The sequence below is a fragment of the Bacillus sp. FSL K6-6540 genome, from assembly GCF_038007545.1.
Map to the genome: position 1 here is coordinate 1,015,196 of NZ_JBBOXH010000001.1, position 18,071 is coordinate 1,033,266.

An 18,071-nucleotide genomic window follows, 5' to 3' on the forward strand; every position below is an offset into this window, starting at 1 on the left:
ACAGCATGTCATGCTGCAATACGGACAAGAGAGAGGTTAACATGGGACAGGATAAATTGACGGTTGGTTTAGTATACGGGGGAAAATCCGGCGAGCATGAGGTGTCGCTATCCACGGCATTCGCGGTCATGAACGCTTTTGATTTTGATAAATACGAGATTGTCCCGTTTTATATTTCAAAGCAGGGAACCTGGAGAATCGGCAGCAAGATGTCGGCTCCTTTCGCCCGGCAGGAGGAATTGAAGCTGGCTGAAGGGGAAGGCACGCAAACGGCGCTGAACGCCGTGTTCAGCAGACTGTACGGGGAAGAGAATCAGGCGGTCGATATTATGTTCCCGCTGCTTCACGGGACGTTCGGCGAGGACGGGACGATCCAGGGGCTGTTCGAAATGGCGGACATCCCTTACGTGGGAACCGGCGTGCTTGCATCCGCTGCCGGGATGGACAAAGTCGTCATGAAGAAGCTCTTTGCCCAGGCAGGATTGCCGCAATGCGAGTACTGCTATTTCAACCGCACCCAGTGGGAGCGGAGCCAGCATGAAGTGCTCAAGAACATCGAGGACAAACTCGGATTCCCGAGCTTCGTCAAGCCGGCTAACCTCGGCTCGAGCGTCGGGATTTCCAAGGCCAAGAACCGGGAACAGCTGAAGGCAGCGATTGAATCCGCGCTCCGCTTCGATGACAAGATCATCGTAGAAGAGTTCGTCGATGCGCGCGAAGTGGAGGTCAGCGTGCTCGGCAATGACGAGCCGATGGCGTCCGTTCCGGGTGAAATCGTCTCTTCCAGTGAATACTATGACTACGCGGCCAAATATACGGATGGACAATCGCAGATGCAAATCCCGGCCGAGATCGACCCGGATACGGCGGATCGGCTGCGCGACCTGGCCATTGCCGCCTTCAAAGCGATTGAGGGCGGGGGCATTACCCGCGCCGACTTCTTTGTCCGCCGTTCGGACGGTGCGATACTGATCAACGAAGTGAACACGATGCCGGGCTTCACGCCGTTCAGCATGTACCCGCTCTTGTGGCGGGAGACGGGCGTTTCCTACCGCGAGCTGCTTGACCGGATGATCGAGCTGGGCCTTGAGCGGTACCATCGCAAGCAATCCCTGATTTATGAGAACCAGGCGTAAGCCGTCACAATAGGATATGAAACACCAGGGGGAGTCCGCGCTATTCATTACGGCTCCCCTTGAGTCTAATATTTTGAGATGAAAGGAAGAGACATGATATGGGATTTCAAACCGAGTTCAATTCCGTTTGTAAGTTTAAAAGCGAGCAGGAGCTCTACGAGCTGCTGGAATACGGCCGCGGCAAAATGCTGAAGGATGGGCTCCGGGTGTTTCCGACGGGACAGAAGGTCATTGCCTATACGCCGGATAACCGGGCGGTGGCCATCGTCCTGATCACCGCATGCGTATCGGAGATCAACTTCCAGGGGCGGGAGGTCACTTCGGTCGAGCTGCAGCTCATCCGCAAATTGACGGATGAGGAAGCGCGCGTACAGACCGCGCTCGCGCACGAGATGTTCTTCGGAGACCATGCATGATTGTCCGTTTCGGTTATGTGGCCATGTCCACGGTCGTGCAGAATGCTTCTCCTTCCAAGACGATGACGATGAAGAGTTTCATGAAGCTGAATGACCGTGAGGCCGGCCTGCACAAACTGGAGCGGATCGCGAATGAGAACTTACATAATACCCTTCGGCTTCTGAAGCATAATGCGGCTCACGATATCAAGGTATACCGCTTCTCGTCCAAGCTGATTCCGCTGGCCACGCATAATGACATGCGGGACTGGGACCCGTTCCCGGCTTTGCAGGAAGGCTTTCAGGCCATTGGGGAATTCGTGAAAAAACACGGGATGCGGGTTTCCTTCCATCCGGATCATTTCACGGTGTTGAGCACGCCGCGTCCCGAAGTGCTGGTTAATTCGGTTCGCGACTTGGAGTCGCACGTCCGCATGCTGCAGGCGATGGAACTGCCTGCTTCCATGAAGAATAACATTCACATCGGGGGAGCTTATGGGGACAAGCCTTCGGCAGCGGCCCGATTCGTTGAACATTTTCATGAGCTTGACCCCCGCATCAAGGAACGGCTGACCCTTGAAAATGACGATAAAACCTTTACGGCCCAGGAAACGCTGGCCGTATGCCAGCAGACCGGGCTGCCGATGGTGCTGGACATCCATCACCAGTGGGTCAATAACGACGGCGAGGCGCCCTGGGAGCTGTGGCCGGATATCCTTCGCACCTGGGAGACGCAGCTTGCGCAGGCCGATTCGGAGCCGGCGCAGCCGCTGCCGCCTAAAATTCATGTCTCCAGCCCCAAGAGCAAGACCGATATCCGCAGCCATGCGGACGGGGTGGATGTCGTGCCGCTGCTCGCTTTTTTAAGGAATATTGCCGGGGTTACGCCAAAAGTGGACGTCATGATTGAAGCGAAGATGAAGGACGGGGCCTTGTTTGACCTGATGAAGGATCTGGGAAATTATTCGGAAGAGGGCATTACCATTCTCGACGGTGCTTCCATCGAAGTGAACCCTTAACCGATAAGTTGAGCTTGTTAACACTTGCAAGTTGATGGGTTTTGGGTTACGTTGGAAGTAGCCAAACAGGGATTCCCCTCAAGATAATGACATTGGACTAAAAAGTTCGTTCTCGCCAAGCATTCAGGTGCACAGCATAGGACGGACTTTTATTGAAATAGGCGGAATTTTCGCGTGGCTGCCCTTTCGGCTACCGTAATGACGGAATAGGATGTAGAGATTCCCAAGATTACTAGATTTATATAGAAAGTAGAGTGAGTGCTTTGAACGAGAATGAAAAGATTCCTTATGTTGTCAGCAGTAAGAGCTATACCGCCGTTGCGATTAATTGCGCAGCGAAAGCGGGAGAATGGATTAAGAGCAAACTGGGCACCGTCAAGCAGCTGAGCACCAAGTCTTCGGCGCAGGATATCGTAACCGAGGTCGACAAAGGCGCGGAGCAGATGATCCGCAAGCTGATCCTGACGCATTTCCCGGATCATGCGATCCTGGGAGAAGAAGGGGTTGCCCCGGGTACGGATGCCTATGCGAAGGCGCTTGAGGAAGCCAAAGACGAAGAGTATCTTTGGATTATCGATCCTGTGGACGGCACGACGAACTATGTTCACGGATTTCCGTTTTACTCCGTATCCATCGCGCTGGCTCATCATGGAGAAGTGATTGTCGGCGTTATCTACGACCCTTCCCGGGACGAGTTGTTCGTGGCGGAAAAAGGCAAAGGGGCTTACGTTCACGGCAATCCGACCTATGTCTCCACGGAGGAACAATTGTCGGACAGCTTGCTGGCCACGGGCTTCCCGCTGGACAGCAAGGTCAACTTGCCGCTCAACATGGCGGAGCTTCAGGCGCTGCTGCCGATGGTACGCAATATAAGAGCGGGCGGTTCCGCCGCGCTTCATCTTGCTTATGTGGCGGCCGGCCGGCTGAGCGGATACTGGGAGCACGGCTTGAGTGCCTGGGACGTTGCCGCGGGCGCGCTGCTGGTTCAGGAGTCCGGCGGCAAAGTAACCGATACGGAAGGACGGCCCTACGATCTGTCGGTGCGTCATTTAGCGGCAACCAACGGGTTGATTCATCAGCGTTTTTTGGATACGCTAAAAGATGCGGGCGAGGCTTTGGTCCGCTAAACGGTCACCATCCGCAGAGAGAATGCCGTTCACTATGAACCGTTTGATAAAAGGAGTGTGCGTACGATGAATGAGAAGTCGGATCAGGATTTGGAGCGCCAGCTCAGCGAGATGTTAACGGAGGGTGAAATGGAGAAGAAGGATCGGGAGAAGGAGGAGCGCAGGCTGCTCTCTCCGAAATATGAGATCCGGATTCAGACGCAGCTCGATCCCATCGTGGAGGAGACGCTCAAATACCGCAGCATGGCAAAGGAATTGGATGACCGCTATGACAAGTATATCGATAAGGCGGTAAAGAAGGAGAAGCCTGAGGATTCAGGCGAAGACGTGTGACAGCGCTTCAAGGAATATTGCGGTATTGGAGCGTAACATCATCCTGGTTCGGTATCAGGAATGGACAGCATGAAACAGGCTGTCCATTTTTTTGTGCAGCAATCAAGATAAGACTCTTCAAGACGGTGAATGTCGGAGTCAGGATGTGCGACCTTGTCCATATAGGGGGGAGGAGAAACAATGCGGGTTCAGCTGAAGGCTTCTCATTTTTTGGCAGGATTATCAGGTGTGGGTTCCATCCTGTTGTGGTGCATACTTATCATCTTTAATCCGTATACGGACGTTATGAACTGGAGTCCGGCCCTGAATACGTTCATTATGCTCTTTCTGCCAGGCTGCTTGGCGTTGATTGCGATGGTGTATTCGTACAGAATGCTGCTGCTGATTGCTTTTGGATGGTCGATACTGCCAAGCCTGTATATGGCAGGCACGCCAGGGATATTTGCTTGGTTTGGAGTTACCTCCATCGGTTATCTATTCGCGTATCTTCTCATGAAGCCGTCTCGCCCGGCTTGATTCGGTACCATTCGCCTGATGGTGGTGGTAAAATAAGGCTGTATCAAGATATTCGACGTTAAGGGAGTGAAGTCATGTTCAAACAATGGAAGAAGGGGCTGGCGGCAGTAACCGGCAGCTTGACGCTCGCGGTGGCGCTAGTCGGACCGGGCGTTGCGCCGGCTTATGCCGATGAGGCTGCGGCTAAGAATACATATCGTATCGTAACGCTGGGGGATTCGCTGACCGTCGGGTATGAGCCGGGAATGGATCTGAACAGCAAACCGTACGGTTTTGTTGACCGGCTGTATGAGCAAGGGCTGTTCCATGGCCGGACCGAAGTCACGAATCTGGGGATCGGCGGGTTGAAGACCGACGGGCTGAACAACTACGTCAAGGCCGTCCTGGATGAACGGGCGATCACGCCGGAGGAGCTGCAGCCGGGACTCAGCAGCATCGATCCGCGGACCAAGCAGATCGGCGCCGATGCAGCAAAAGCCAAGCCGATGATCGCCGAAGCCGATCTGATCACCATTACGATCGGCGGCAATGACATGATGAGTCTTGTCAGCACCGTGGAAACGTTAAACGATGAGCAGCTGCAAGCCAAGATGCAGGAACTGTTCCAGATCTATAAGGACAACGTGTCATCCGTCATTACGGGCCTGCATTCCCTGAATCCGGATGCCGCGATCGTAGTGGCCGACCAGTATAATCCGGTTCCCAAAATCGCCGATGACGTCGCGTACGCGAAACTGCTTGCGGCATCCGGTGAGTTCACGAAGCTGGTGGACGGGGTGGCCGGCGGTTTTGCAAGCCAGGGCGTAGACATCAAGGTAGCGCATGTCGCGAAGAAATTCGTGGGCTCCGAGCTGACGATGACCCATATCCTGAAGGATGACATCCATCCGAACCAATACGGATACGAAACGATGGCCAGCGTATTTGCCGAGACAATCTGGGGCAGCTATCAGAAACCTCCTGTTCAAAATGAGGGGCAGCCGATGCGCATCGTCGTGAAAGGGCAGGAGCTGAATACGCCTTACAAGCCGATCCTCCGCGACAACCTGAATTACGTAGCCATACAAGACATCGTGAACGCGGTGGGGGCGACTACCAAATGGGAGAATAAAACATCCAGCGCAACGATTACCTTCGGAGACCAGACGGTCGTGGTGAAGATCGGCGCCAAAACCGTTCAAGTCAACGGAACGGCCGTACCGATCGATACGCCGGCTTTTCTGCACAAGGTAGGAAAAGAGGATAAAACCTACGTGCCGCTCGCCGTGATTGCATCCGGCCTAGGCTTTGACGTTCAGTACAGTTCCAAATTGCGTACCGCATTCATCAATTTGTAATTCCAAGGGCAAGCTGCACCGGCTGGAAGGAGCCGATGCAGCTTTTTTTTGTGATTCCTCCGTGGCGGCCTACGAGAGAAGTCCTTTGTTTACCCCTCGTTATGGTCGACGGTGCGATAGAGGATCGGATGGGGATATCGCCTAAAGATTTGCACACAGGGTTGTGACGTTTTTAACATGAGATGCTCCCGGCAGGTGTTACAATACTACATCATTTCCCTTGAACGGGTGGTGTGACGTTGGCGCAGATTGGCCGCCCGCTCCGGACCGGAAAGTGGCGGATCCGTGAAATGGGCAGGGAAAGGTTTATCGAATGTCGAATCTTGGAAGAAACATAGATATGGCATTATAGGGGGATCAAGGAATGAATGGACCGATGATCATTACGTTGTCTGTTTTGGCCGTGGCATCCGTATTGTTCATGTCGGGAAAAGCGCGGTCGGATTTGGTCGCGATCGGCGTGTTGATGGTACTTATGCTAACGGACATTTTAAGTCCGGCTGAAGCCCTGTCGGGCTTTTCCAATTCGGTTGTCATCATGATGATCGGTTTGTTTGTTGTGGGGGGCGGCATTTTCCAGACCGGGCTGGCCAAGATGGCCAGCGGGAAGCTGCTGAAGCTTGGCGGGGGAAGCGAGACCCGGCTCTTGATCATGATCATGCTGGTGACGTCGCTCATCGGCGGATTCGTCAGCAATACGGGCACGGTAGCGGTGATGCTGCCCATCGTTGTCAGCCTGGCATACAGCGCGGAGATCAATCCGGGGCGGCTGCTGATGCCCCTTGCGTTTGCAAGCAGCTTGGGCGGCATGCTCACCTTGATCGGAACGCCGCCGAACCTTGTGATTCAGGAGACGCTGATTAACGCAGGGTACGAACGGTTGTCGTTTTTTGCTTTTCTGCCGATCGGCCTGGTGTGTCTGGCAACCGGGATTCTCGCGATATTGTTCCTTCGCCGTTATCTTCCCAGCAATGAAGAAGGAAGAACGGGGAACCAGGGCGGACGCTCGCTCAGGGAACTGGCCAAGCAGTATCGGCTGACCCAGAACCTGTATCGGATTCAGGTTGGAGCCGATTCCTCCATTCGCTCCAAGACGCTGCGGGAGCTGGATATTCCGGCTCGGTTCGAAATCAACATCATTGAAATCCGCCGTAAAATGTCGGCCAAGAATCAATTCTTCAAGACGATCAATCAGGAGATCGCGGGTCCCGGGACCGTGATAGAGGAAGAGGATATTCTGTACGTGAATGGTCCATTCGAGCGGGCCTCGGAGTTTGCGGAGACATACGGGCTTGTCATGCTGGACCAGGGTGTGCCCGAGCACCGTAAACATGCCGAAGAGTCGCAGTACGCCACAAGCGACGTCGGCATTGCGGAGGTGATGCTGACGCCGTCCTCGCGTCTGATCGGCCGGCTCGTCAAGCATTCGGGATTCCGCGAGAAGTATCGGGTGAACATTCTGGGCATCCAGCGTAAAGAACAGTATTTGCTGCATCATCTGAAGGAAGAGAAAATGCGCTTTGGCGACGCGCTGCTCGTGCAGGGCACGTGGAAGGACATTGCCCTGCTGGCAGCGGAGCAGACGGATGTCGTGGTGGTGGGGCAGCCTGCAGAGGAGTCGCGCAAATTGACGATGGACCACAAAGCGCCGATCGCGGCGGGGATCATGCTGCTGATGGTGATTCTGCTCGTGACGGAATGGATTCCGGCGGTGGCCTCCGTGATGATTGCCGCGGTGTTGATGGTGGTGTTCGGCTGCGTGCGCAACATGGAGGAAGCCTATAAGACGGTCAACTGGGAGAGCATCGTCCTTATTGGAGGGATGATCCCGATGTCCATTGCCATCGAGAAGACGGGAGCCGCCACGCTGATCTCGGATATGCTGGTTCATTCCCTGGGCAGCTATGGATCGCTTGCCCTGCTGGCAGGGGTGTATTTCACCACTTCGCTGCTAACGCTGTTTATCAGCAATACCGCCTGCGCGGTATTATTCGCGCCGATTGCGTTATCGGCTGCGATCCAGATGGGAGCCAGTCCGTATCCGTTTCTGTTCGCCGTTTCGATTGGAGCGAGCATGTGTTTTGCGTCCCCGTTCTCCACGCCGCCAAACGCGCTCGTCATGTCGGCAGGACGTTATAAATTCAGTCATTACGTGAAGGTCGGCCTGCCGCTTCAACTGACGATCGGGCTCGTCATGATGGCGGTACTGCCGCTGTTCTTTCCGTTTTAAAAGGGAACCGGCACCTAACACCCGCATGTTCAATCCGATGAGGATCGCGCATGCGGGTGTTATTCCATTTTGAGGGTAGATAGCGTGAAAGACGGGCGGTCAATACTCCCTCACACCTCGACAGATCGACTCCCGCCAGAGGCTCCTGCCCCTTTTTTTGCAGGAAATCGTCTGCCGCAGGGCTAATACATCCACTTAGGACATCCTGCCTAATCGTAAAAATGCGCATCATTTCCGTAGAAATGACTACGCTGATCCCACTGGATTGTTGCTATGCTTGAGAAAGCCGGAGGTGCAAGGGCCGATGAAGAACCGCTTCAAAAATCCGCTGGGACGCATGAACATCAAACAGCAGATGATTCTGCTGTTCCTGGTGCTGGTCATTCCGTTATTCGGGCTGAACGCCTACGGGAATTCCATGGCCGGTCAAATCCTGAAGCGCCATGTGACCAATGCTTATATCGAACTGAACAAACAAAATTTCAAGCTGATTAACCGGGACATTGAAACCGTTAACAAAGTAACCTCCACGGTCATCCAGAACTCGCAGATCCAGCAGCTGGATCCCTTTGCCGAGGTTACTGTACTGGAACGCGTCAAAAATTACGAGCGGCTCGAAAAGATGCTGATTTCCTTCTCCCAGGAGACGGATGAGCGTGAACCGGTCTATTACTCGCTTTATGTGTACGACCCGGACAACAGCTACTTCTTTGCCCCGTATTACCCTGACCGCAGAAAAGCAGGGGTATATTTTTTCTCCGACGAGAAGGAGAAGCCCGCTTGGTTCGATGAAGCCGTGGCGATGAAGGGGAACGGGTATCTGAAGCGCATGGCCAATCTGTCGCCGCCGGTGCAAGGACGCCAGGATCAAGAGACTTTAAGCTATGTGCGGGCCGTTAACAATATCTATCGGGGCGGTACCATCGGTGTACTGCTGGTTACGAATTTGGACGCGCGGATCGGCGAGTCGTTATCGACGGTCTCGATTCCCGATGGGGAGCTGTATTTTACGGATTGGGACGATAATATCCTGACCTCGTCGGTACAGGGCATGGCGGGCAAGCTGGAATTGCCGCCCGAAGCGGATCCGGGCCATTCCACGATCGGCGTCATAGATGTGATTACGTCGGATTTCATCTATGTCATCGATTACAATTACGTGCTCCAGCAGAAGCTGGTCTACAAGGTGCCCGTTAAAACGCTGCTTGCCCAGCAAAGCGAGATGAAGCGCGTCATACAGGTCATTTCCGTCGCTTATTTTGCCGTGGGCCTCATTATCGTCTTTTACTTCTGGCAGTCGCTGATGACGCCGCTCCAGAAGCTGGCGCATTTCGTGAGGAGGTACGAACCGGGAAACGTCGTGCCGGAAACCCCTTATCGGCGCAGAAAAGACGAAGTCAGTGTCCTGATCTCCACGATCTACGACATGGCCCGCCGACTGAATGACCTGATCCATTACAAATACAATATGGATTTGAAGCAGAAGGAAGCGCAGCTGCAGCTGCTCTATCAGCAGATCAATCCCCACTTGCTGTACAACACCCTGGAGAGCATTTACTGGAAGAGCACGATGGAGGGCAATACCGAGTCCGCCGAAATGATCAAGGATTTATCCAAATTGATGAAGATCAGTCTCAGCCGGGGCCGGGATCTTATCACGCTTGGGGAAGAGCTTGAGCATGCGGGGGCTTATATGAATCTCCAGCTGAATCGTTACGATTATCAGTTTACGATCCGATGGGACGTTCCCGAGGCATTGCTGGCGAATCATGTGCCGAAGATCACGCTGCAGCCGCTGCTGGAGAACGCGATCATTCATGGCATTAAAAATATGGGCGAGGACGGAATGATCCGGGTATCGGGTCATCTGGAGGGTGATCGATGCCGGATCGTCATTGAAGATAACGGCTTCCGCCCCGTGAACTACGAATCCATTCACCGGCTGCTCCATGACGATGCACCCGATCATTCGCTGGGCTACGGCATCCGCAATATCCAGGAGCGGATCCGGCTGCATTTCGGCAGCCGCTACGGGCTGCAGTATGAACCCGGGGAAGAAGGGGGAACCCGCGTGACGATCACGATACCGAGAACAGAAGCAGCAACCATTACAGCAACCGGACAGGAGGTTTCCTGATGTACAACATTTTGGTGGTAGATGACGAACCTTTGATATGTAAGGGCTTGGCAGGGCTGTTAACGTCCTCGGGCCTTGCCATCGATGGCATAACCACGGCCTACAGCGGGCAGGAAGCGCTGGACTACATACGGATGGGAGATATCGACCTGCTGGTCACCGATATCCAGATGGGCGAGATGAACGGCATTGAGCTGATGCAGCAGGCGAAGATCGTGAAGCCTTGGGTACAGACGATCATTATTTCAGCCCATGAAACATTTCAATATGCGCAGCGGGCGCTTCAGCTCGGAGCCAAGGATTATTTGATCAAACCGCTGAACAGCGAGCAGTTTCTGGATTCGGTCCGCAGCGTGCTGCTTAAGATGGACCGGCCGGCGCCCCAGGTTGAGCCGCTTCTCATGGCCGATAATGAGCATTTCCGGATGGAGGAGCCGCCGTCCGAAAGAATAGAGCGGCTGAACGAGCATCTCTCCATGGAGCCGGATCCATCGGCCACTGCCGGTCTCGACGAGTCGGAGCTGGGCCTGGTCGGCCCCTATTTTGCCGTTATCAAAATGAAACTGGGCCTGGCGGAAGAGCGCAGCGCTTCTTTTTCCAGTCATGATATACACCTGATTCAATATGCCGCGCTGAATATCGCCAAGGAGCTGCTGGAACAGGAGCCGCACACCTTGGTGTTCTATTCGCCGGAGCGGGACGTCAACATCATCCTTCAATGGAGCGAACAGGAAATGGAGGAGAACGCCAGCGGTAAAATCCACCATCTGGAGATGATCGGCCGGAGTCTGCACCACCATGTGGAGCTGCATCTGAAACGGAGCTGTACCGTGGGCATCAGCCAAATATTGAGGGGACGGGAATTCTTGAGCGTGCTCAGCCGCCAGGCGGACAAAGCGATGCTGTGGAGCGAGCAGCTGCATGATTTCCATGTCTTTTATTACGGGGATTTCAATTGGCACAATTATGCCCAGGAGACGTCGCAGGAGGTGCTTTCGAGCCAGAGCAACCGGATCGTGGAGAATACGAGGCAATATATCGATGAGCATTACCGCCAGAAGGGATTGACCATTCACGATGTAGCGAAGAACAATCACGTGAGCCCCAACTATTTGAGTTACCTGTTCAAAAAATATACCGGCAGCAGCCTGTGGGAGTATGTGGTGAAGCTGCGAATGGAGGAGAGCAGGGCATTGATCCTGAACACGGATCTCCGCCGGTACGAGATAGCCGAGCGGGTGGGTTATGAATCCCCGGAGCATTTCAGCAAAATCTTCAAAAAATACTACGGCGTCAGCCCAAGCGAGCTAAAGAAGTAAGATCCGTCATACTTCACATAGTTTTAGACATGTTCGAAGGCTCCCCGGCTTTTTTACAATAAAAGCTAGACATTGAATAAAGGAATGAGGGAGTCGGATGGAAGAAACGATCATGTCACAAGGCCAGGCTCTGATCGAGCCCGGCCGCCGCGCCCGGAAGGAGCATAAGCGCAAGCCGCTGTGGAGGAAGTATCTATGGGGGTATTTGTTCCTTGTCCCGGCCATAGCGATCTTTATCGTCTTTTTATGGGTGCCGATTTTCAAAGGGATCTTTTACAGCTTTTTTCATATCGATTTCGTAAAAGGCAATACCTTCGTCGGTTTGGATAATTATGCCGACGTTCTTAGCAATCCCGACCTGCTGCTATCGGTCAGGAATACCTTGTATTTCATGCTGTTAACGCTTGTCATCGGCTTTTGGGTGCCCATCGCCGCATCCATTGCCATCTCGGAGCTGAAGCTGTTTCAAGGGTTCGCCCGGATTGCCGCGTATCTCCCGTTTGTCGTGCCCGGGGTCGTGCTCTACGGCATGTGGCGATGGATGTACGATCCGGTGGGTCCGATCAATGCGTTGTTCGGCTTCTTCGGGGCAGATCCGGTGTCGTTCATATCGGATAGCCGCTTCTCGATGGTATCGCTGGTTGTCATGGAGACATGGCAGCAATTCGGCTCGGCGATGCTGATCTATCTGGCCGGGGTGCTGAGCATCCCGAAGGATTGGTATGAAGCCGCCGAAATCGACGGTGCCGGCGTGTGGGCCCGGATTAAATACATCACGCTTCCCTCGATGCGCAATCTGATTGTGCTCATGCTGATTCTGCAGCTGATCGGCACGTCACAGGCGTATCAATCGCAGCTGGCGATGCTGGACGGCGGACCGAACAAGGCCACGCTCACCTATGCGCTCCTGACCGTAAAATATGCGTTTAACCAGCTGGATTACGGGGCCGGAACCGCGATGGGCATCTTGATGTTCCTTGTGCTGAGTTTGCTGGGCATCCTGCAATTCAAGATGAACAGGGAGGAGTACTAGGATGAAAGAGAGAGGCATTTTGTCCGCTTCGGATTTGAGAAAACCGTGGAATAAGGCGGTTTACGGATTTATGGTGCTGTGCATTGCCGTGATGACCTTCACGATGCTGTACCCGATCGGCATGACGATGTTCAACGGATTGAAAAGCAATCAGGAAATCAACACGTTTCCGCCGCGCTTTTTTCCGTCGGAATGGCATTGGGAGAACTTCCCGAAGGGGTGGGCATACATCGATCTGCCGATGTTTCTGAAGAATACGCTGCTGATTTTCGGCGGTAATCTGCTGGTCACGATTCTGGTGCTGGGCATGGCGGCATTCAGCATTTCCCGCATCCGGGTTCCGTATCATCGGGCCATCTATTTCTTCATTCTCATGACCTTGTTCATTCCGGCGTCGAGTTACATGATTCCGAATTTTGTCAATTTGAAGGAGCTCGGCCTGCTGAATTCCTACTGGGCCTTCTGGCTGCCGGCCGGAGCGAACGCATACTTCTTCCTGCTGATCAAAAACTTCTTCGACGGCATTCACCCGGAGATCTTCGAGGCGGCGCGCATCGACGGCGCTTCGGAGATGAGCAGCTTCCTGCGGATCGCCATACCGCTATCCGTTCCGATCTTCGCGACGCTGGCGATTTTTACATTCTCCACGGCATGGAACGACTGGTTCTGGCCGTCGCTCGTCATGCAGACCCAGGACAAATATACGCTGGCTACGGCCATTTACAAGTATGTCATCAACGCAAGGAGCCTGGACAGCAGCGTTAAATTTTCGATCCTGTTCATGGTGATGGTGCCGCCGATCTTCGTATTTCTGGCGTTCCAGAAATTCATCATGCGCAGCGTCAGCCTTTCGGCCGTCAAAGGGTAGTGCAGCAGCGGTACACATCGTAGCCCTGCACACGATCGTCATATGAATGCACATCGTCCTTTCCGGATTTGGCTTTTATGATGGAGAGAGGAAAGGACATCATTATTTCAATAAGGAAAAGGGGAGTATCCATGCGCAAGTTCCCAGCATTACTGTTCTGCCTTATGCTGTTCAGCTCCTTGCTCGCCGCATGCGGCGGCAAAGCGGCGCCGGAGGTCACGAATAAAGAGGGAGGGACCGCCAATTCGGGCGGGACGGCCACGACGCAAACGGAGGAGCCGAAGGAGGATATCGCGGATCAAAAGATCACGATCAAGATTCACTATCCGCTGCCGGATGATACAACGCTGCGTCAGCAGGAGGACGATAAAATCGCCCGCTTCCAGGCGAAATATCCGAACGTGACCATCGTGAAGGACGACTGGCAGTACAGCGTCAACGAAATTGGGGTGAAGATGGCTTCGAACGAAGCGCCGACATTTTATAACACTTGGGCCACGGAGGCACAGCTGCTCGTGGAGCGGGGCTGGGTGGCCGACATTACGGAGTTCTGGAACGACTGGGAGTACAAGGACGACATGAATCCCGTGCTGCAGGATCAATTCATCGTGGACGGCAAGGTGTACGGCGTCACGCAGAACGGTTATATCACGTCTACGATCGTGAACAAGAAGCTGCTGGACGCGAAGGGCGTGCCCGTACCGCCGATGGATTGGACATGGGACGACATGTATAACACGGCGAAAGGCGCTGCGGACCCGAAGGCCGGCATCTCCGGAATCGCGCCGATGGGCAAGGGCAATGAGGCAGGCTGGAACTGGACCAACTTCTTGTTCGAAGCCGGCGGGGATATCGAAGTGAACGAGGACGGCAAAGTGAAAGCGGTGTTTAACTCGGAAGCCGGCGTGAAGGCGTTGGATTTCTACAAGAAGCTGAGATGGGAAGCAAACGCCATTCCGCAGGACTGGGCCCTAGGCTGGGGCGATGCTGTCAGCTCGTTCCAGCAAGGACGGACGGCGATGGTCATTGCAGGCGCATTTGACGTGATCCAGCCGGCATTGAACGAGGGCGGCATGAAGCCTGAGGACGTGCTTGCGTATCCGATGCCTGCGATGGAGAAAGGCGGAGCGCACCACGGCATTTTGGGCGGCAACTATCTGGTCATCAATCCGAATGCCACGAAGGAAGAACAGGAAATGGCATTCCGCTATATCACGTTTGATTATTTTACGGATGATGCGCTGAAATCGGTGGAAGATACGATCAATGCCCGCAAAGCCGAGGGCAAATATTTTGTGCCGACGCCGTTGGAATATTTCAGCGACGATTCGGAGTATGCGGCGAAGGTGAAGGCGATCTACGATAAGTACGACAACGTCTACGAATATGATCCGCAGCTCTTCAGCCTGTTGGAAGGAAAGCCTGAAGCGCAATTCGGCACGCAGGATTACTATGCGGCAATGTCCAACGTGGTGCAGGAATCGTTCTCGAAGGAAGGCACGGATTCCAAGAAGCAGCTGGACGAAACGGCCAAACTGGTTCAGGAGAATTTCTTTGATAAGATCGAGCAGAAGTAGGAATGGGGCTACCCAGGATGGGATTGGGGAACATGGCAGTACAAAAGAGAGACGTCGGTGCGGCGTCTCTCTTTGCTTTCTCATATCCCCGGCAATAGTTGCTAAAGCTGGGCGAAAGGTCAGCCCTTCAAGCAAGGACGCCTGATTGGTGTTCCGATTCCCAGACCGCCACAGGCAACTTTTTTTGTATTATCTTTCATTTTCAGCGTTCCAACGAGAAAAGAGCCATATTGTCTAATGATTGCTATTATGACGACCTTACCTGGAATCCGCCTTCGGAATGATCGTCTTTGCGATGCGAATCAGCTCTTCGACCGCGATGTCACCCGTGGTAGTGTTGAGCGATAACATGTAATGATGTCCGGTGGTTGGTTCTTCATAGACCCAGTCCAGCTGCGCCAACTGCGCCGAGTTTCCGCCGTTCCACGTTTTTTGCAGTACGTCCTGCCCATTGATCTTGATTTTCCGGCTGGTCATGCCCATGCTCTCATCCCAGTAGGAGGTCACGCTTCCGTGGTCCCCGTTATTCAGAATGGTAAGGGAGACTTTTTTGTTGTGGTTGGCATAATATACCGTCGAAAGCCAGAATTGATCGGTGAACTTCACCGGCATCAGTGCATATTCCTTCCCGGAAGCCTTGGCTTTCTCAAGCAGCTTTTTGGCGATGTTGGCTTTCTCCTGCTCGGTCAGCGGGTTCACGTCAGTCTCACGTTCCATGTGCACGTTGGCGTTTGTGAACGTATACGTGCCCGAACCGGACAGCTTCTTGGCTAGCGGTAAGCCAGGCACATTCACCATGTTTTGAAGCTTGGCGAAATCCTTGACGGCATGCGGAGTGGATTTGATGTCGATGACATGCTCGGGATTGTCCGGTACGACATAAATGATGGCGGCTTCGCCCGGCTCGATCTGTTCGTCCCAGATGGTGTTCATGAGATGTATGCGGTTCAGTTCCTTTTTCGAATAGCTTTTCGGCGAAGGCGCCTGAGCGTTCGATTTCTCCTCATAAAGAACTTCTCCCTTGCTGTTGGTTAAGGACTGGTACTGTACTGCGGCAAATCCGGTCGACGCGGTAAGCAGCATACCGACCATCATGAGAATGCTTACTTTGTATTTCACGAAAAATCGCTCCTTTTTAAGTTGTTTTTCCCGAATCTGGTTCATGACACGTTCCTGGAGGGCCGTCCCGGGCGGCTCAACCCTTTGAAAGAGTGGTTTCAGGTCCTGGCCGTTGTCCATGCTCATTCGTTTCTTCCCCCTCGGCGATGGCGTAATGTTTGCGGAACTTGGCTGCGGCCCGCTCAAATTTTTTCCTAAGATAGGTCGTGCTTTGTTGCAAAATAAGGCTGATTTCATGATAGCTCTTGTCCTCGACAGAGCGCAGGATGAGCAGGCTGCGTTCCTCGGCGGTCAGCTTGGCCAGAGCCTGGAGTACAGACGGATTGTAGTATTTGTGCTCGATGACCTGATCGACATGCCTGTTATCCTGATCCTTCTGATATAGAAAGGGGAGGTATCGGGACAGCTTTCGCTTGCGGAGCAAGTCGATGCACTGGTTACAGGCTATGCGGTACAGCCAGGCTTCGAAGGGCTTGTCCGTTTCGAATGTAGATAGATTGCGGTAAGCTTTCAAAAAAGCTTCCTGGGTGCAATCTTCTGCTTCGGCATAGTCGCCGAGCATGTGATAGCAATAGTTGAAGATGGCTTTATGGAATCGGTTCATGATCAGTTCATATTTGTCGATCTCTCCCTTCAAAACATCAGCAACGATCTGATGGAATGCTGGTTCATCCAAGTGGCTTCACCCCTTTACAATTTGTATTACGTTTGGGCAAAGGATAAATGTGACAACGGATTCAAGAAATCTTATTGGCAGGAGAGTGTATTCGGCAAAATCGGGTTGGAGTAAGGGTACGGCTGCCAGGATGGGATTCTGCTGCAAAATAAAAAAAGAGACGCCGAAGTGGCGTCTCTCTGCTGACTGATTTCCTCAGCAATCGGGACTTAATTTGAAAACCAGTGGTCCGTCCTCGTTGAGCCCGACTGCCTGATTATATTGGGAACCAACGGGAACCGCAACTTCCGGCAATCTTAGTAGATTTCGCTCGCATCCGCCGGCAGCTGCCGGACATGCTGCAGGAAGCCCGTTACGCGCTGATCCTGCCCCATATCGTACTCAAAGTCCAGCTGCTTGGCGACATCCAGCGCGGTTCTGCGAAACAGTGCTCCCATCGTAAACAGCGCCTCCCACACCTCTTCGTAGGTTCCGCGAGGGTAGGTGGACATCAGCTCGTTCCAGCTGTCCGCAGACAGGTGGTTTTTCAAGTACTTGCCGTTCTTGCCTACGCTTAGAGAGAAATCGGTCTGGGTGCCCACCTGCCACTCCAGCATTTTCATCAGCATCGGCCGCATGATGTTGTGAAGATGGTCCTGGGCATACAGGATTTCTTCACGCCACAAGCCTTTGGCGACATACGTGGATACCCACCAGAACTCGTTGCAGCAATCCTCGAAAAAGGCCGCCGACGGACGCTGTACCCAGAAATCCTCGTCGGACGGAGCAGGAACCTTGGGAAAGGTTTGATCTTTATCCATTAAGATCTGGATCAATTTATCTTCCTTGCAGTATTTCTCCTTCTCCTCGATGGGGATCAGGGTCATGTCAATCCGGTTCCCGTCGGTAAATAACATCAGGTACGAGAACCAGCCTCCAAGATCCGGAGGGAACAGGGCCATATCTTCCGGCGTCTGCAGAATCAACCGTTCCCCGAAGACGTCGATCCAGTTTGGATCCTGGATAAAGCTTTCCATATCCGTAACATGAAAGCTGATGTCGTAATCTTGAAAAATATCCTTCGGGACGTTAGGGTTCGTTCGGGAGCCTTCCAGGGTTACGGCCCGAACCCGCACATCGCGGGCTGCATAGCCCAATACCAAATCCATCATTTCTTGCTCGCTTCTCATGTGTTCGTAGCCTCCGTATTCATATTTGGACTACCGATGATTCGAATCGAACAGGTCAGGAGGTCCACGGATCCGGATCG

Annotated in this window: 16 protein-coding genes; 13 read left to right on the forward strand and 3 right to left on the reverse strand. The window is 53.5% G+C overall.

Annotation, left to right across the window (positions count from 1 at the left end; all coding sequences use genetic code 11):
* Positions 1–41: 41 nt before the first annotated feature.
* From MHH82_RS04440 to MHH82_RS04500, 13 genes are all read left to right on the forward strand, one after another.
* A complete protein-coding gene (locus tag MHH82_RS04440) occupies positions 42–1,136 on the forward strand; it encodes a D-alanine--D-alanine ligase (protein ID WP_012819030.1) in 1,095 nt (364 codons plus the stop codon).
* Positions 1,137–1,234: 98 nt separating this feature from the next.
* On the forward strand, positions 1,235–1,552 hold the full coding sequence (locus MHH82_RS04445; RefSeq protein ID WP_009591113.1) for a hypothetical protein: 318 nt from the start codon (positions 1,235–1,237) through the stop codon (positions 1,550–1,552).
* A complete protein-coding gene (gene uvsE / locus MHH82_RS04450) occupies positions 1,549–2,550 on the forward strand; it encodes a UV DNA damage repair endonuclease UvsE (protein WP_012819031.1) in 1,002 nt (333 codons plus the stop codon). Before MHH82_RS04445 ends, uvsE begins: the two co-directional genes overlap by 4 nt.
* A 263-nt stretch (positions 2,551–2,813) precedes the next feature.
* Positions 2,814–3,677, forward strand: a complete 864-nt coding sequence (locus MHH82_RS04455) for an inositol monophosphatase family protein (RefSeq protein ID WP_012819032.1) — start codon at positions 2,814–2,816, stop codon at positions 3,675–3,677.
* A gap of 66 nt (positions 3,678–3,743) precedes the next feature.
* Entirely contained in the window at positions 3,744–4,010 is a 267-nt protein-coding gene (locus MHH82_RS04460; RefSeq protein WP_012819033.1) for a hypothetical protein, read from the forward strand.
* A 180-nt stretch (positions 4,011–4,190) separates the two neighbouring features.
* Complete coding sequence (locus MHH82_RS04465) at positions 4,191–4,526, forward strand: hypothetical protein (protein ID WP_012819034.1); 336 nt, start codon at positions 4,191–4,193, stop codon at positions 4,524–4,526.
* 74 nt (positions 4,527–4,600) lie between these two features.
* Positions 4,601–5,863: a stalk domain-containing protein gene (locus MHH82_RS04470; protein ID WP_340963684.1), complete on the forward strand. Its 1,263-nt coding sequence runs from the start codon at positions 4,601–4,603 to the stop codon at positions 5,861–5,863.
* Positions 5,864–6,227: 364 nt separating this feature from the next.
* Positions 6,228–8,093 (forward strand): SLC13 family permease, encoded by a 1,866-nt coding sequence (locus tag MHH82_RS04475; protein ID WP_012819036.1) that lies wholly within the window; start codon positions 6,228–6,230, stop codon positions 8,091–8,093.
* A 304-nt stretch (positions 8,094–8,397) separates the two neighbouring features.
* Positions 8,398–10,230, forward strand: a complete 1,833-nt coding sequence (locus MHH82_RS04480) for a sensor histidine kinase (RefSeq protein WP_340963688.1) — start codon at positions 8,398–8,400, stop codon at positions 10,228–10,230.
* Positions 10,230–11,549 (forward strand): response regulator, encoded by a 1,320-nt coding sequence (locus MHH82_RS04485; RefSeq protein ID WP_340963690.1) that lies wholly within the window; start codon positions 10,230–10,232, stop codon positions 11,547–11,549. The genes MHH82_RS04480 and MHH82_RS04485 overlap by 1 nt, the downstream gene beginning before the upstream one ends.
* A 97-nt stretch (positions 11,550–11,646) precedes the next feature.
* Positions 11,647–12,582, forward strand: coding sequence for a carbohydrate ABC transporter permease (locus MHH82_RS04490; RefSeq protein WP_340963691.1), 936 nt, complete (start codon positions 11,647–11,649; stop codon positions 12,580–12,582).
* A 1-nt stretch (position 12,583) separates the two neighbouring features.
* The gene (locus MHH82_RS04495; protein WP_090912776.1) at positions 12,584–13,450 is read left to right on the forward strand and encodes a carbohydrate ABC transporter permease; all 867 of its coding nucleotides are present in this window, start codon (positions 12,584–12,586) and stop codon (positions 13,448–13,450) included.
* 131 nt (positions 13,451–13,581) lie between these two features.
* Positions 13,582–15,027, forward strand: a complete 1,446-nt coding sequence (locus tag MHH82_RS04500) for an ABC transporter substrate-binding protein (protein ID WP_340963695.1) — start codon at positions 13,582–13,584, stop codon at positions 15,025–15,027.
* A gap of 258 nt (positions 15,028–15,285) precedes the next feature.
* On the opposite strand, the gene MHH82_RS04505 is transcribed toward MHH82_RS04500, so the two are convergent.
* The 3 genes from MHH82_RS04505 to MHH82_RS04515 form a co-directional block, all read right to left on the reverse strand.
* Positions 15,286–16,272: a DUF4367 domain-containing protein gene (locus MHH82_RS04505; protein WP_340963698.1), complete on the reverse strand. Its 987-nt coding sequence runs from the start codon at positions 16,270–16,272 to the stop codon at positions 15,286–15,288.
* The gene (locus MHH82_RS04510; protein WP_036664387.1) at positions 16,223–16,822 is read right to left on the reverse strand and encodes an RNA polymerase sigma factor; all 600 of its coding nucleotides are present in this window, start codon (positions 16,820–16,822) and stop codon (positions 16,223–16,225) included. The genes MHH82_RS04505 and MHH82_RS04510 overlap by 50 nt, the downstream gene beginning before the upstream one ends.
* Before the next feature lie 296 nt (positions 16,823–17,118).
* The gene (locus MHH82_RS04515; RefSeq protein ID WP_145040889.1) at positions 17,119–17,991 is read right to left on the reverse strand and encodes an aminoglycoside 6-adenylyltransferase; all 873 of its coding nucleotides are present in this window, start codon (positions 17,989–17,991) and stop codon (positions 17,119–17,121) included.
* Positions 17,992–18,071 lie beyond the last annotated feature (80 nt).